We start from the raw sequence: 13,825 nt of genomic DNA, 5'->3' as shown, positions 1-13,825 counted from the left end.
CCGTGGATATTTGGGGCTGTTTAAAACTTTTGGTCGCTTAGAAACTGGCTCTTTTTTCGGGTCGAAGAAAGCTAAGCATCGCCTCGAGCCTGATGCCGACACATTGATGATTGTTGCTGGTCCTTGTGGATCGGGAAAGTCTTCGATCCTTCAGGCGGCCTACAAAGAGAACTTGCCTTTGTTTGGTGCTGATTATCAGTCTTGCTTTAGAAAATCTTGTAAAGACAAGACTTATGTTGGATATCCGGATTTCAAGAAAGCTCTTCGGAAGAAGTCATTTTTTCAGGCCAGGCATGTCAAGTCGCTGACGCTTGAGGAATCGTTGCCTCGCTTTGTGCTGCTGCATGTCGACCTGTATCAGGTGTTGCTTGGTATCGATCCTTCTTGCTATCCACGCTCCTTGAAAATGCGTGAAGCATTGAGGGCGATTCGGCTTGGCAAAAATGTTGAAAAAAAGCGCATGGCTTCAAAGCAGGGAAAGCGCTCGTTTGCCAGTTTGCAGGTTGCTTCGGAAAATGATCTGATGATGCGATTTTATCTCCAACGTCCATTTTTCAGGCGTTTCAAGCGCATTCTTGTCAACACAGTGCACTGCAATTTTTCAGATACAGCACGGCAGCTGGCTGTGCGTAAGCAAAAGAGGAGCTCGAACCCGCGAAGGCTTGAGCAGTGTCGAAATAAATACTTTTTGGCTCCAGAGGCAATCGCTCAATCCATTCATCGCGAGCTGTATGCGTCTTGGGAGCGGAATCTTTCGATGCTTGTCCCTGCTGCCCTCTACACCACGCAGGTCTCTGCATCTGGGGATCTTTTGGTCAATGGTTCGCTGCTTGTTGCGGATTGGAGCAAGCGTTTTCAGCGAATCTCGTATTGAAGCCAGCGGCAATCGATGCCGCCATTGCTTACAGGAATCCGGCGTGATGCTTTAAGCCGCAGCGCACCGGTGAGCTTTGGATTGCCACTCAGCAGCCAGAGTTGCCAGCCGGAAGCTTCCTGTCGAACGAATTGCCCCAGGGCGCTATACAGCGCATCAAGCTCCTGTTCGTCACCGATGCGCTGGCCGTAGGGCGGGTTGCACACCAACACCCCCGGGCCGTCAGGTAGCGCTTCGGCTTGGAATGATCCGGTGCAGATGCGGATGACTCCACTCAGCCCGGCGGCCTCAACGTTGGCGCGGGCCTGATCGGCAATGGTGGGATCTGTCTCAATCCCCAAAAGCGGGGGAAGTGTGAGGTCTCCCCTACGGCGTTGCCGAGCCCGATCGACTTCCTTGTCCCACAGGTCGGTCTGGAAATCAGCCCAGCCCTCGAGGGCAAAGCGGCGCTCCAATCCCGGTGCTTGTTGTAAGGCTGCCAGAGCCGCTTCGATCAGCAGCACACCAGACCCGCAGCAGGGGTCTACGAGGGGCTCGCTTCCATCCCAGCCCGTCAAGCGAATCAGCCCAGCGGCCAGGTTCTCCTTCAAGGGTGCGGCACCCATAGCGGCCCTGTAGCCGCGGCGATGCAGGCTGCCGCCACTGCCATCAAGACTCAGCTGTGCTTCTCCGCGGCCGAGGTGGAGGTGCAAGGAGAGGTCGGGGTCGTCGAGATCGATCGAGGAACGCTCTCCCCAGAGATCCCGTTGAGCATCCACAAGGGCATTTTTGACCTGCAAAGCAGTGAAATGGCTGTGGTTCAGCCCTGGTGCCGTTCCGGTTACATCCACGCGGAAGGTCATCGAGGGATGCAGCCAACGCTCCCAGTCGAGGGCCTGGCGGATTCCGTCGTAGAGGTCATCCCGGCCCTGGCAGGGGAAGCTTGCCACCTGTCGCAACAGACGAAAGGGCAGTCGAGCCTGGAGGTGCAGCCGGTAGAGACAGGCCATGTCCGCCTGGAAGCTGACGGCACGTCTGCCAGCTTTCGCGGTATGCGCGCCAAGGGCGCTGAGTTCTTCGCCAGCGGCTGCTTCCAGGCCTTGTGGCACAACTGCCACAGCGGATAGCCGGTTTGTTCGACCCAAGGCCTTGTGCTCCAGGTCACCACTCCTGTCAGAATGACAGGGTCCGGCTTCGTCGGACTAGGTGATCCACACCAGTGTTTCGGACAGCGGTTCGATTCCGCTCAGCTCCATTCCCCCTCACGGGGCTGCAATGGTTTCGACGGGGCATGAGGAGGGTGACTGAAGCCTGCTCGGTGAGAGCAAACCCGTAACTGCGAACAACATCGTTCGTTTCTCCCGTCAAGCAGCCCCTGTTGCTGCCTGACCCTTTAAGGGAGATGGGGTGAAGTCAGCCTTATCACCCAAATGACTGCTTGGGGGTGGAAGCCCCCCTCAAACATTCCACTGCAACCGATCTCGGTTTTAAGACGGAGGCCCAAAATGGGGCCATTCGCAAAACCGTTCGCAAAAATCTGCCGCCTGTTTTGGACGGCATGGATAAGGCGGAGGCGCTTGCTTATGTCTCCCGTCTTTTTGATGCCGCTCAGGCTGGTGCTGCTGTGTGGGGCGATGCCCTGCTGATCAAGCGGTTCATCAGTCAATGCAGTCGCACCGGCAGAAAGGCGACACAAGGCGGCTATCGCTTTGAGATCCGTGAGTTCTGTCGCTGGCGAGAGCGCAACCACCCCTACCTGCATCTGCGGGAAATAAACCCTGCTTTTTGTCAGGACTGGGTGTCCCTCCTGCGGGAACAAGTAGAGGCCGGTCTCATGAAGCCCCGGACGTTCAACCGCCGGATTGCTGCAATCAGCTCCCTGTACCGATGGGCGGCTGAACCAAGCCGCTCAGCGGTCACAGGGGTGCCGCGTAATCCAATGCCGCCACGTGTACTTCTCCACGCTGATAAGAGCACCAGGCCGCTGACTACAGAGCAGTTCGGGCTCTTGATGGCAGCCATTACCCGAGCAGCTCATCTGGACCCCAACGCCCAACGCGACTACGCCTTGATTAAGGGGAGTTACCTGCTGGGTTGCAGGGTCTCAGAGATCGCGGTTATCCGTTGGAAAGACATCGAGGCATTCGATGACGGAGGCCAGATTCACCTCTTCGGCAAAGGGTCTAAGAGACGCACTGTCCGCGTATCGGCAGCAACGCTCGACCTTTTTCAAGAGCTGGGCCGCGGCGATGCGGAGGCTTTCGTCTTCCCTAGTCCCCGCGGCGAAGGACACCTCACGCGCCAAGCAATTGGAGATGTTTGCCGCAAATGGGGACGTGCTGCTGGATTCCACGTCCACCCACACCAGCTGAGGCACAGCCATGCGACGCACGCGGTACAGAGAGGAGTGGATGTCTTCACGCTCCAGGCGACGCTCGGACATTCGTCGAGCGCGACAACTGGTCATTACGTCGCTGAATCGAATGATGGCCTTGGGTGCTGACCAGAAAGGATTCCGAGGTCACAGGACGCATCCCCGCCGGTATTGATGTGGATTCCCTAGTCGATATTGCGCGGCGTCCTTCAGCAGAGATACAAAGGATATGTAGCCACTGCTACCAAACGTTCACTTCGCTTTTGCGGGGCGCAGCTCGATCCAAGCCATGGAACGGGGGCTTGGGCTCTGCAGGAGCTGTGATGACTTCGTTGTATTGGAACGGTTCAGCATTTGCACCAGTGAATAAGACAGCTGCAAAAAAAGAAGCAGTCGTTTTGCGTCTAGAGACAGCCTTCAAGGCTGCGGATGCCACCCCTTCTCTGAGATACCGCGGCATCAGGTATCTGCGTCAAAACGGATTTGCTGCATAGCTCTGACCGTCACAACGTCCCTTTTGGCAAGCGGCGCTCCTCGGCTCGCTGCTCCCTCAAGCCTCGACTTCAGTCTTTTGGTCATCCCTCCGAGGAGCCTCTGTGGAGGTTTGCTCGGCTGTCTCGGCGTTGTGATGGCAAGCGTTGGCGACGTTGGCGAAGGCAGCCAAGACCATGATCGCGATGACCACGGTGCCGCCAAAAAAGGCCAGATTCGGGTGACGGTTCACGGGGGGCTGACTTGAGAGTCAGCGGACCCTACTGGCTGAATCAAGAATTCGATGCTCAAGCCTCAGGGAGAACTAAGCCTTCGTCCGAGAAGCGAACAGCCCAAAGCTCTTCGTTGGTCACCTCACCGTTCTCATCAAGCAGTTCTGGATGTGTGGTTTTGAGACCTGTTCGGTCGCTCGACGGGCTGGCTTTAGGAGCCGACGATGGGCGCATCATCCGAAAAGCCTGCAAAAGCAAGCACGTCAAGATGGCTGCGTAGGCGAGTGGGAAAAGAGCTGCGATCACTGCCTCATCAATACGATGTTAAGAAACGTTAACCACTGCTATCGCTGGCTGAGGTTGCTAATCGCTACTAGCAGCCCTGCTTTATCTCCCCAGCGTATTCCCGTTCCAGGTAGTCAAGGCGGGCCAGGCACTCTTCTGCTTCAGTCCAGCGCCCATAGCGGCTGAACCATTTGCTGCGTAACCCTTCCCATCTAATGCCCCAATGCAAAGACTCTGCGTAGGTTCGACTTGTTGCACCGCTGTAGGTGAGCCGGCTTCGCATTGAACGTTCAGCCATAGGAGCCTCCCCCATTGAGGAGACTCCTCATAAGAGCGTCCTTTTACAAGTTCTAGTGGGATTGACCAGTCAGCTGTGGGTGAACATCTATCTCAGTTGACTAGAGCAGTTTCTCGTAGGTAACTCCTCTGTAGGTGAGGCTCACAACCTTGTTGATCACTACCTGTGCCCGTAGTCGATTGAGGATGTACTCCCCCCTCCTGTACTGCATGAGGTGGATGCGCTCAGAACTTCCAGCGACCAATGCTCACCACCAAGAAAACGGGATGAAAGCACTGATTCGCCCGATGAAATCTGTAGCTGAGTGGAAGGACTAACGGAGGCGGAGGACGAGGCCTCAGCCTTTGACTTGTAACTACCGCCACGGTTTGTGTTGTTGAGTTCAGCACATTGTTCTGCTGGTACAGATGATTTTTTGAAATTCGTGCACTGTTCAGTTGTACGACGAGCCTGTATTTGTTTTGAATGATTCTCGATCGGCCGAGAACGAGATAATTCAGCTGATGCTTTACCGAGAAGCATTTCTTCCCCCAGGCCCCAGTGCTCGAGAGCTCTATGGACCTCTTTTGCACAAAATGGAGGCATTGGATCGGAGGCTTGCTGATGCTCATTCGCGGACATTTGAAGATTCTGAGGATGCGGATTCCCAAGGCGCTAGTCATGATCTCTGAACTTAATTCTTGTTTGGCATGAGCTGGCACCTGAGAGAAGAGATCATGATTCTTCGATTGATGCTTTACCGCGTAGAGTGCCTGCATTCAGATTCTATTTGCTCACATAATGACAATGTCATGAGCAAGATAGTGGAGTTAGAAAAAGAGCTAGCTGCTTATGAAGATCAAATGTCTGCTTAGTTTTAGAGAAAGGGTTGCTTTCCAAGATATTGAGAGAGAAAAAATAATCCGCGCTGGTTGGTGTGTGGTCAGCCTCTACTGTGTAAAGCGAAATCGATGGTGAACTACAAGCTGACCTCTCGATGTGGGAAGGTTTTGAACATGAGTCAAAACACAAAAAAGATTCCGGTCTGGCTCGGCGGAGAGTCAGGGCAGCGGAAGCGGTACCTGAGATCGTTAGAGAAGGAGCTGGCAGCTGAGCTGGGGCCTGATTGGCGCGACAAGATCGCGGATTGCTCTGAGAGTTAATCCGATGGCGTTCCGTAGAGGCCTCCGCGTCCTTCCTCAAATAGGAGGAACAACTCGCCGTCTCAATCGCAGTTAAGACCTGCCCCAGCAGTGCAATTGCTGTTTGCTCCAATAGTCGAGATGGGCCTTGGCGGTAGCTATGTCGTCGCAGTAGACACGGCTGCCGTTCAGCTCAGCTAAGTAGCGGGGGTTGCTATCACCAACCAGCATGCGAATTGTCCCACCTAGTTTTGTTCTTTGAACAAGTGAAGGAGCAAGAGACATACTTGTCGCCTCCAATTCTTTTGAAGCAGAAAATATGTTGAAAGTGCCGTAAAATGCAAGCTATTTGTGAACGAAAGTAAATTGCCTAGGTATTTATCCTCGCGAGCCCGTTGTCCAGGCTTGGGTTAAGTACCTAGTTCCAACAAGAGACTTCTGTCTTAGGAATAAGTCAGTTCTAACTGAGAGGTCCCATGAAGGGTTTTCTGAAGTGGTTTGGAGACGCTTTTGCTCATGCAATGGGCGCGATTGATGCAGAGGAAAAGAGCCATGTCCCTCCCCCAATTGGCATGACTCCTTACCGAGATACCCCGATGAAGAGAGGGCATGACTACTGGCTCTGAGCTTTTCCACTGCCACTAACGGTATTGGACTGATGGGGACAATCTTTCCTCCTGATCTCTATGAGACAGGAGGTTATTTTTTTGAATCGCGTAGGTAATTGTCTCTACATGTTCACTACACCACTCTTGACTTCGGTGGCTTTGATTGCTGAGGAAATGAGTGTTAAGACCGATTGCCTTGTGCGTGTCCGCTGACGAGAGTGAGTCCATTGAGATCGGAGGCGTCAATGAAAGACGACGGTCCAACCGAGCAGGTTTTAGAAGTCGCCTGACCTTTCGAGTATCTGCTCCACGAGTTTTCTCACCATCCATGGGCTTGCCCTAAATCCCGGCACCATCACTGCCGGGGGGCACTCAACACTGAGTCATAAGGTCCATTTCCTGGAACCTTGGCCCCAGGAGCTTGAAAGGCCCGACACTTCGCCCGACGCCAGAAATGGCATACGGCATGGCCCCTGTTCCGTCATCACAGGGGTGTCGGAAGCGAGTCATAAGAGAGGTCACCTCGTTCCTGTCGTAGATGGGCTGGCCTCTCAACGCCTGATCAGTACGTTCGCCCTCCAAACAGGGTGCAGTCCGACTTGGGTCAAGGAACGGGGACCCCAGCAATCTTGAGGCCGATTCATGAGCACGCTCTTGTATCGCGGACACACTTACGAGCATCAACCTGCAGCTCAAAAAGTCTGCAAACAGCTGAGTTACCGAGGCCAGGAGTACAACACCTGTACGGAACAGCAACCAGCTGATTTGCATCCTCATCTGAGCTATCGAGGGATTGGCTACGACAAATCCCTTGAGGCAGAGGAGGAGTGCCGACTCAGAAACGATCGCCAGTCCTACTTTTCGTTGGCCCGGAGGATCGTAAGAGCGCAGTTCCAATTCGCAGATGAATCAAGAACTCAGCAGCTCTGGCAAGAAGTTGCTGATCGTGGCATGGATGTCGATCGCATTACATATTTGATGTACGGATGCCAGTTTCAAGATGATGAGACTGCGATGTTGATCGCAGACCAGGAATATCAGATGAAATCACATCGCTGATTGGGAGATGGATTAATACATAAACGAGCGAGCTAGGCCGTCTCTTCCGCTTGGGAGGGGCGCTCTTTCTTTGTGTGGCTTCCGGGATGTGCACAGTTAGTAGAAATACTTTGGTGGTAGCACGACTTTTCAGCACAGTAATTAAGGAATAAGTTGTTCGCATAGACGAGGAGGTGACATGGCTTTCCTCAATGTTTCTCTCTTGCTGCTTGCCAACTTTGTTTTGCTTGATTATCTGGGAAAGCTCTTTTATGAGCGATTCCTTGAATGGCAGGCCACTCACCAGCTAATTGGCAACCATCCAGAAATGGTCGGTGTAGATCTTGAGCAAGATGATCTCCTTTACTTCGAGGCAGATCAAGCGATACGCGATGTTGTTCTGGGTAATAATGACTCTGGTACGAATGATCCATTCCTCGGTGATCTATTCCTTCTGGATGAAGATGGTTTTTGAGAAAACTCTTACGCTCTCATCCAGTCGATGCCATCTTTGAATGGCTAATGAAAGTGGAATTTATGGCAGCACATCAGGATCGGGATTTCATGCGTCATGCGATCAAGGTGATGCGTGATGTAGGAGTAGTGAAAAAATCCGGGGGGCCCTTCGGCGCGGTGATCGTCAAGGATGGGAAGGTCATAGCTGCTGCAGGTAACAGTGTGATCAGGGACAATGACCCCAGTGCCCATGCTGAGGTCAACGCCATCCGCCAGGCTTGCCGAGCACTCCAAAACTGGGATCTCAGCGGTTGCGTGATGTATTCAAGCTGTGAATGTTGTCCGATGTGTTATTCAGCCGCTTACTGGGCCAACATCCGCTCGATCTTTTATGCGGCGTCTTGGAGCGATTACGAAGATCTCTTCTCTGATAGAGCAATTGATGAAGACATCCGTCGTTCTATGCCAGAAAAAGAGATTCGAATGCAGCAGATCCTTCAGAGCGAAGCGCAGGCGGTGTGGGCCGAGTTCCGTCGTTTGCCTGACGGTGCTCGCTACTGAGCGATCCAGTTCTTGCTATCCCTAGGTAGCTATGAAGCGCATGAGAGTCACCGCCAGCGAGAAGAAGCAACGCCATGAATGGGCGGTGCGGCAGATAGATGCCGGAATGGGTCTCAGCGAATTAACTGCCTTTACTGCCGAAACATGGGGGTGCTCCAGGAGACAGGCCCGTGAGTCATCCCTATCACCCAAATGACTCGCGGGGGCTGGAAGGCCCCCTCCAATATTTCAAGAAGAGGATTCTCGAGGGTCGGGTAATGATTGCAGATAATTTTGAATGCGTCTTTTTAAAAGTGATTTTTTAGACAAATTAAGTCCCTGGACTTGTTCGGGTTTGCCGTGAAGGATCCATGTAATGTCTTTGAGTGGATGAAAGTTTGATTGAGAAAATTTTGAATGTGAATAATTAAATATCGCTGAGAGATCGCCCTTGGCGCAGCGTTTCCAATCCTTATAAAAGCGCATCCCATTGTGGAAGTCTTTTGGATTGGGATACTTTTTCCCTTTCCATACAAGAGTTTCTAGGGCCTTGGGGCTGCAAGAGCTATAAAGATGCTTGAGAGAGAATTCCCAAAGATTTAGTGTATCCTTTGGAATGTTATATAAAGAGGCAGCATCGTCACCTTCAGTAGTGCTTTTAGGTAATGCCGGAAAGCAATGTTTTGCTTGATAACCATGTTGCTTTAGGCGAGGCACCAAAGCAAGTAAATGCTTGCGAATAGTATCTCCTTCGGGCCACCCAGCTGCTTTCAGTGAGGAAGCATGCCTGTAACGGATTTGTGCATCTGCAAAAAAGTGAAGATCGGAGCACAAGCCAGCATGAGCAAAATTACATAATGAATAAGGCCTATCCAGCCAGAAACAAAGGCCGCTGATATGAGGCAATTTGGTATTAATATTGTCCTGATTTTTTTTAATAAGAGATGCGGCCTTTTGATGAGATATAATCATCGAGTTAAGGTCGAATCGCTGGTCAGATCGTATGCGCATCACGTGCTCGTTGGGCTTACCTATAGCTTCGATTCCTCCAGTAGTAGCCGTCATGACTCTGACTCTGCTATCGTCGCAAAAAGAAGATTTTCGACCTGGATCATTGAGCAATAAAACTTCAATTCCTAGCGATTTTAATTCGCGCGATACGTACTCTGCTTGATCAATCCATGTGACAAGTATTATTTTTTTAAAGAGATGACCCCATTGTCTAACGTTCTGGGCAATGGTATCGCAGCAGTTAAAATTAGATTTCGATAAGATATACTTGTCGCCGACTTTTGTTTTGACGTCCCCCTGTACGATTGGCCCGCAAATGAGTAAGTTCCAGGTAATGTTAGGGGAGTATTCTTGTTGTTTTTGTTTTTTCATGAGTGGTAAGATGTTGGATCTGGTGTGACTTTCGAATGCCTATTTTTGGTATACTTTAGTTCGTTTTAAGTGCAATGGTTGATTGTTTCCTCCCGAGCTTAACCTCCATGACCTCGTTTCCTCTTTTTCCTGGGCGGAAGGCGATGGTGTTGTTGCTCTCAGCCATTCAGATGCTGATTAATGGATTCGGTTCAGTCCAGTCTTTCCATCACTGAGTCGAGCTGCGTTGTAACCCCTGTGAGCCCCGACAAGCTCTTAGGGATGCGTCCCCGTCAGCAACATCAGGGTTCACCCGCCCTTGCAGTACCTCACTCTCTCAGGAGACAACGGTGGATCCCAGCCAGTTTTAGGCGTCAATACGCAGATCGCTGAGGGGATGGTCTGAAGCAACAAGCAGAATGCGATCACCAACAGCGCGAAGCCTGTGCCAGGGGCGTGGATGTTGGCTTGGAACCAGGGTTTGTTTGCCATGCCATCAGTTTGGCGCTGATCGTTTCAAGCAACCGTTCACATTCGCTAAGGCAGACGGACCCAGCAGTTGCCGCTGACAAGGGTCCGCGTCCCGGCCGGAGCCCTCCAGAACGGGACGAATACTGCATAAGACGGTGATTGCAATCGATTCAGCCAGAATCGATACCGGAGTTGGTGTTTTGTCACAAGCAGAAAGAAGACGAGTTAATCGTCCACTTCGCTATTTCAAGATTGGTCTGGATTGCGATGTGTGAGCGTAAATGTTTGTTGCGTTATAGCGACGTGCCGTGCCGTCCCGTGCTGTGGCTGCTGGATGATCAGTTCAGGTGTTGAATCAGCTTGGTCAGAACGTCCAGGGGATCCTCTTGAAAGCAGATTGACTGGGCTTTGATTTGTGCGGGCACATCGGGATGATCACGGTTCAGTCGGATCAGCGTGTTGCCAGGTTGGAGGGTCGTGATTTGTTCTAGAGGCCATCTCACCCACATGGATGTGTGTTGAAGCCCGAGCCAATATCAATGGACACGATGTTGTTCGTTCTGTTGTGCGCCAGCCAATGTTCCCAGTTTCGTCGCCCTTTCTTCCAGGGTTCCTCGACAAACCAGTGAGCGCATCGAACATTGAAAAACGTAGGGCCTCCGCAGTTGGGGCATCGCGGCAGATCCTGATCGGCAAGCAACTGAGTGTTGCGATCTACTTTCGGAAGCAGATTGTCAATCCAGGGTTTGCTCGGCCAAGTGTCTGGCGTGCAGGGCTTGCGGCATTGGCCCAGTCCGTAATCTCCCTGTGGTGAGTAAACCCGTTGTGGATCAAATCCATTACGTTCAAATAGGGAATCCACATTTGTGGTTACAACAAACCACTCGGCAAATTGATCGCTGATTTGCCTTAGCGTCTGATAAACAGGGTGTGGCTCACTTGAATCAAATCGTGTTTCGGCCACATTCTGAAGGTAATAGCCCCAGAGAAGGTTTTCCCCCTCGGAGAAATTGGCCATCATCTGAATTTTTGCGTGAAGCCGTACTGCAGCATTCCCGGATAATCACGAGCGAAGCGCTCTTCACTTGTGAAGTCGTAGCCAGCGGCGGCTGATAGGCCTGCACCTGCGCCGATGAGCAAGGCATCGGCTGATCGGATGGCTTCAGCTGCTTGCGCGATTCGCGGATCGCTGCCCTGATCATTCATGGTGATGTCTGCTGAGACGTTCCGTGTAAAGCCATTGGTCACGCTCGCTGAAGACGTTAAACACAATGGTGTCGAAACGATTTGGCCGTTGATTGATCCATTCGTTCACGTTGTCCACGGCGATTTGGCTTGCAGTTGATGCCGGGAACCCAAAGACACCGGTCGAGATGCAGCAGAAGGCAAGCGATCGAATTGTTGGAAGCTGTGAGGCCAGCTCCAGGCAGGATCTGTAGCTCTGTGCCAGCCACTCACTCTCTTCGCTTAATCGATCGTCTCCGCGGTGGATGGGGCCAACGGTGTGCAGCACAAAGCGTGCTGGAAGGTGATAACCCCTGGTGATTTTTGCCGCTCCCGTTGCTTCCGGGTTGCCCTGCAGTTGCATGATTTGTGCACAGTCGTCGCGTAAACGCGGCCCCGCTTTGGCGTGGATGGCGTTGTCGATGCAGGGATGGTCGGGGCGGAAGCAGCCCAGCAAAGCACTGTTTGCAGCATTAACGATTGCATCGCAGGCGAGGGTTGTGATGTCCTTCCGTCACAGCATCAGTTACTTGCATACGCTTTTTCCTTGCCAGTGTCTTGATGGCATGTACGGCGGAGCCAAATCTTTCATGATCGGCAGCTCTAAGTCCCTGAAATGGAATGGAGGCGCCTGGATTAGCAGTGCATACAAGGCACCCCTTGCCTGCTTTGCGTTGACCGGCTGATTTGCTGCTGATGTCTGGCCTGTGAACCTGGTCAGGAGTTCCCGCGTGAGCTTGTCTCGTTCCGTGGGGCTTAGAAGCTCCTGCTTCTGCGCCTGGATCCAAGGCTGATCCAAGTTGATGATCTGGCGGTAGTCCTGCAGCTCCAGCAAGTTTTCTTTGACGCAGTGAATCCATTCAATCTCACTTTGAAAGCCAACAGTGTGATTAGCGAAAGAACATCATCGAATGCTGGCTTTTTGCTGAAAGAGCGTTGTATTGGGGTCAGTAGCTATTTCAACGTGGTCCGCACCCTGAAAGATCAATGGTTTGCATTGGCAGTGGGAAGCACGGCGCTATCCGCATTGATCTGGCTCGAATTGATTGCCTTCTAATCAGGATTCCTTCATGCAGATGTTGAGAGCCTGCTTTGCGGTTTTCCTGATTGCTTTTGGCATGGTGATGTCTTGTGGCTCGGTGGCCCGTTCGGATGAATGGGTGGCTTGCAAGCGTGACTCCTCCACAGGCCAGTTTCTTTGGTTGCGCGGCAAGTCGACTGAGCCCCTTGAGCAACCTGTGTTTCGATCAAGTGCCACCAATCCTGATCTGGGCACTTGTTTGGTGGGTCATGATCAACTTCGTGAAGCACATGGCCTGAGATTCTGACTGCACCGAGTGGTTTCTTGGTCCTCTGATCTCCGGGATTCATCCAAGATTCCTGATTGCAACAGTGATTAGCTAGGGAGACAGTCTCTCTTTCACAATTTCGCAAAACAAACGTTTCTGGTCCCATTGGCTTCTAGCGATATCGCGTCCAGGCGTCACTCTGACCTATTTCAGGCCAGCTTGAAGACCAAGGCAATGTGAGTACTTCTGCAACTCGGTTGGTTGATTTGTTGCTTGAATTGTTCGTGCTGTTTTGATCACGCCGAAAGGTGCTTGCTCTGTGACATGCCCTCCTGCAAAACCTGAGCGCTTGAGCTGATGAACTTCCCCAATGGATTGGGCGGGGGTTGGGGGCAAAGCGCTGGCAACCGTGGATTTCGCGAGATTCAACCCGTCTGCAAGCCCGGGCCTGATTTCGACACCTGTGCGCGAGAGCAGCTCATTGGCAGCACCGGCGTCGTGCTGGCCATTGTTCTTTTCGTTGGCCTATCGGGCTTTGTTGTCTGGTTTGTGGTCACGGATCAGTGGTTTGCCCTTGGTGACAGGATCCGTTCCTGGCGCCATCGCAAAGGCCGTTGAGCCAGGCGTAGGCTCGGCATGCGTCTAAGGCGTCTCGTTTTTGGTCACACGTCTGATTCTCGCTTTTGCATTGATGCTCGCTTGGGCTGCTCCTGCCCAAGCGGTTTCCCTTTCAGCGCGGACGGATCGCCTGATCGATCGGCTCCAGCAGCTTGGTGTCGTGATTGATCGCCTCGAGCGTTGCGGTCCCGGGGCCGAACGCGCCGCCTACAACATGGGCGTGAATCGACTCTGTTTGGCGGAGGGGCTGCGCGATGAGCCCGGTCTCCAGTTGGATGTGCTGACCCATGAAGCCATCCACGTGGTTCAGGACTGTCTGGATGGTTTGGAGACGCCCTCGTCGTCCACGATCAGCCTGATGCTGCAGGCGCAGGGTGGTTTCAGCCCTGCGCAGGTTGATCGGTTCTTGGCCCACCATCTCGACCGTTCAACGGCGGACCATTTGCTGACGGTGACTCAGTCGTTAGGACCGCTGCAGCGACAGCGCGAAATTGAGGCTTATGCGCTCCAGAGTCAGACCGGCATGGTCGAATCCTTGTTGACAAGGCATTGCTGAAGTCCTTCGAGGGTTGGCACTTCGGCTT

At 52.6% G+C, this 13,825-nt stretch carries 17 protein-coding genes; 8 read left to right on the top strand and 9 right to left on the bottom strand.

Annotated features, from left to right (window positions below; all coding sequences use genetic code 11):
• Positions 1-10: 10 nt before the first annotated feature.
• Positions 11-874: a hypothetical protein gene (locus SynA1562_RS10860; protein WP_186493857.1), complete on the top strand. Its 864-nt coding sequence runs from the start codon at positions 11-13 to the stop codon at positions 872-874.
• Here the strand turns inward: SynA1562_RS10860 and SynA1562_RS10855 are convergent.
• Positions 856-1,998, bottom strand: a complete 1,143-nt coding sequence (locus SynA1562_RS10855; protein WP_186493856.1) for a class I SAM-dependent RNA methyltransferase — start codon at positions 1,996-1,998, stop codon at positions 856-858. The genes SynA1562_RS10860 and SynA1562_RS10855 overlap by 19 nt on opposite strands.
• 299 nt (positions 1,999-2,297) lie before the next feature.
• Between SynA1562_RS10855 and SynA1562_RS10845 the strand changes: the two genes are divergently transcribed.
• Positions 2,298-3,356, top strand: a complete 1,059-nt coding sequence (locus SynA1562_RS10845) for a tyrosine-type recombinase/integrase (RefSeq protein ID WP_255445657.1) — start codon at positions 2,298-2,300, stop codon at positions 3,354-3,356.
• A 421-nt stretch (positions 3,357-3,777) separates the two neighbouring features.
• Here the strand turns inward: SynA1562_RS10845 and SynA1562_RS10840 are convergent, their stop codons facing one another.
• The 3 genes from SynA1562_RS10840 to SynA1562_RS13160 all read right to left on the bottom strand — a co-directional run bounded on the left by SynA1562_RS10840 (position 3,778) and on the right by SynA1562_RS13160 (position 4,725).
• On the bottom strand, positions 3,778-3,951 hold the full coding sequence (locus tag SynA1562_RS10840) for a hypothetical protein (protein ID WP_186493855.1): 174 nt from the start codon (positions 3,949-3,951) through the stop codon (positions 3,778-3,780).
• A 55-nt stretch (positions 3,952-4,006) separates the two neighbouring features.
• On the bottom strand, positions 4,007-4,237 hold the full coding sequence (locus SynA1562_RS10835; RefSeq protein ID WP_186493854.1) for a DUF2973 domain-containing protein: 231 nt from the start codon (positions 4,235-4,237) through the stop codon (positions 4,007-4,009).
• A gap of 377 nt (positions 4,238-4,614) precedes the next feature.
• On the bottom strand, positions 4,615-4,725 hold the full coding sequence (locus tag SynA1562_RS13160; RefSeq protein ID WP_370593286.1) for a hypothetical protein: 111 nt from the start codon (positions 4,723-4,725) through the stop codon (positions 4,615-4,617).
• Between the two features lie 2,160 nt (positions 4,726-6,885).
• On the opposite strand from SynA1562_RS13160, the gene SynA1562_RS13105 reads away from it, so the two are divergent.
• From SynA1562_RS13105 to SynA1562_RS10815, 3 genes are all read left to right on the top strand, one after another.
• Complete coding sequence (locus tag SynA1562_RS13105; RefSeq protein ID WP_255445656.1) at positions 6,886-7,302, top strand: DUF4278 domain-containing protein; 417 nt, start codon at positions 6,886-6,888, stop codon at positions 7,300-7,302.
• A 178-nt stretch (positions 7,303-7,480) separates the two neighbouring features.
• Complete coding sequence (locus SynA1562_RS10820; RefSeq protein WP_186493853.1) at positions 7,481-7,756, top strand: hypothetical protein; 276 nt, start codon at positions 7,481-7,483, stop codon at positions 7,754-7,756.
• Between the two features lie 47 nt (positions 7,757-7,803).
• Complete coding sequence (locus tag SynA1562_RS10815; RefSeq protein ID WP_255445655.1) at positions 7,804-8,298, top strand: nucleoside deaminase; 495 nt, start codon at positions 7,804-7,806, stop codon at positions 8,296-8,298.
• 228 nt (positions 8,299-8,526) lie between these two features.
• Here the strand turns inward: SynA1562_RS10815 and SynA1562_RS10810 are convergent, their stop codons facing one another.
• The 5 genes from SynA1562_RS10810 to SynA1562_RS10790 form a co-directional block, all read right to left on the bottom strand.
• Positions 8,527-9,660 carry a hypothetical protein gene (locus SynA1562_RS10810; RefSeq protein WP_186493852.1) on the bottom strand — a complete coding sequence of 378 codons (1,134 nt, stop codon included), beginning with the start codon at positions 9,658-9,660 and terminating at the stop codon, positions 8,527-8,529.
• Positions 9,661-10,609: 949 nt separating this feature from the next.
• On the bottom strand, positions 10,610-11,128 hold the full coding sequence (locus SynA1562_RS10805) for a hypothetical protein (RefSeq protein WP_186493851.1): 519 nt from the start codon (positions 11,126-11,128) through the stop codon (positions 10,610-10,612).
• Positions 11,128-11,316, bottom strand: a complete 189-nt coding sequence (locus tag SynA1562_RS10800; RefSeq protein WP_186493850.1) for a hypothetical protein — start codon at positions 11,314-11,316, stop codon at positions 11,128-11,130. Before SynA1562_RS10800 ends, SynA1562_RS10805 begins: the two co-directional genes overlap by 1 nt.
• A complete protein-coding gene (locus SynA1562_RS10795) occupies positions 11,309-11,815 on the bottom strand; it encodes a macro domain-containing protein (RefSeq protein WP_255445789.1) in 507 nt (168 codons plus the stop codon). The genes SynA1562_RS10800 and SynA1562_RS10795 overlap by 8 nt, the downstream gene beginning before the upstream one ends.
• Positions 11,816-11,860: 45 nt before the next feature.
• Complete coding sequence (locus SynA1562_RS10790) at positions 11,861-12,169, bottom strand: hypothetical protein (protein ID WP_186493849.1); 309 nt, start codon at positions 12,167-12,169, stop codon at positions 11,861-11,863.
• A 15-nt stretch (positions 12,170-12,184) separates the two neighbouring features.
• Between SynA1562_RS10790 and SynA1562_RS10785 the strand changes: the two genes are divergently transcribed.
• From SynA1562_RS10785 to SynA1562_RS10775, 3 genes are all read left to right on the top strand, one after another.
• The gene (locus SynA1562_RS10785) at positions 12,185-12,391 is read left to right on the top strand and encodes a hypothetical protein (RefSeq protein ID WP_186493848.1); all 207 of its coding nucleotides are present in this window, start codon (positions 12,185-12,187) and stop codon (positions 12,389-12,391) included.
• 589 nt (positions 12,392-12,980) lie between these two features.
• Positions 12,981-13,241, top strand: coding sequence for a hypothetical protein (locus SynA1562_RS10780; protein WP_186493847.1), 261 nt, complete (start codon positions 12,981-12,983; stop codon positions 13,239-13,241).
• Positions 13,242-13,281: 40 nt separating this feature from the next.
• On the top strand, positions 13,282-13,797 hold the full coding sequence (locus SynA1562_RS10775; RefSeq protein WP_186493846.1) for a hypothetical protein: 516 nt from the start codon (positions 13,282-13,284) through the stop codon (positions 13,795-13,797).
• Positions 13,798-13,825: the final 28 nt, after the last annotated feature.

It is taken from the genome of Synechococcus sp. A15-62, from assembly GCF_014280075.1.
Lineage (GTDB): Bacteria > Cyanobacteriota > Cyanobacteriia > PCC-6307 > Cyanobiaceae > Parasynechococcus.
Note: the sequence above shows the minus strand (reverse complement) of the source record. Positions and strands in the feature narration are given on the sequence as shown.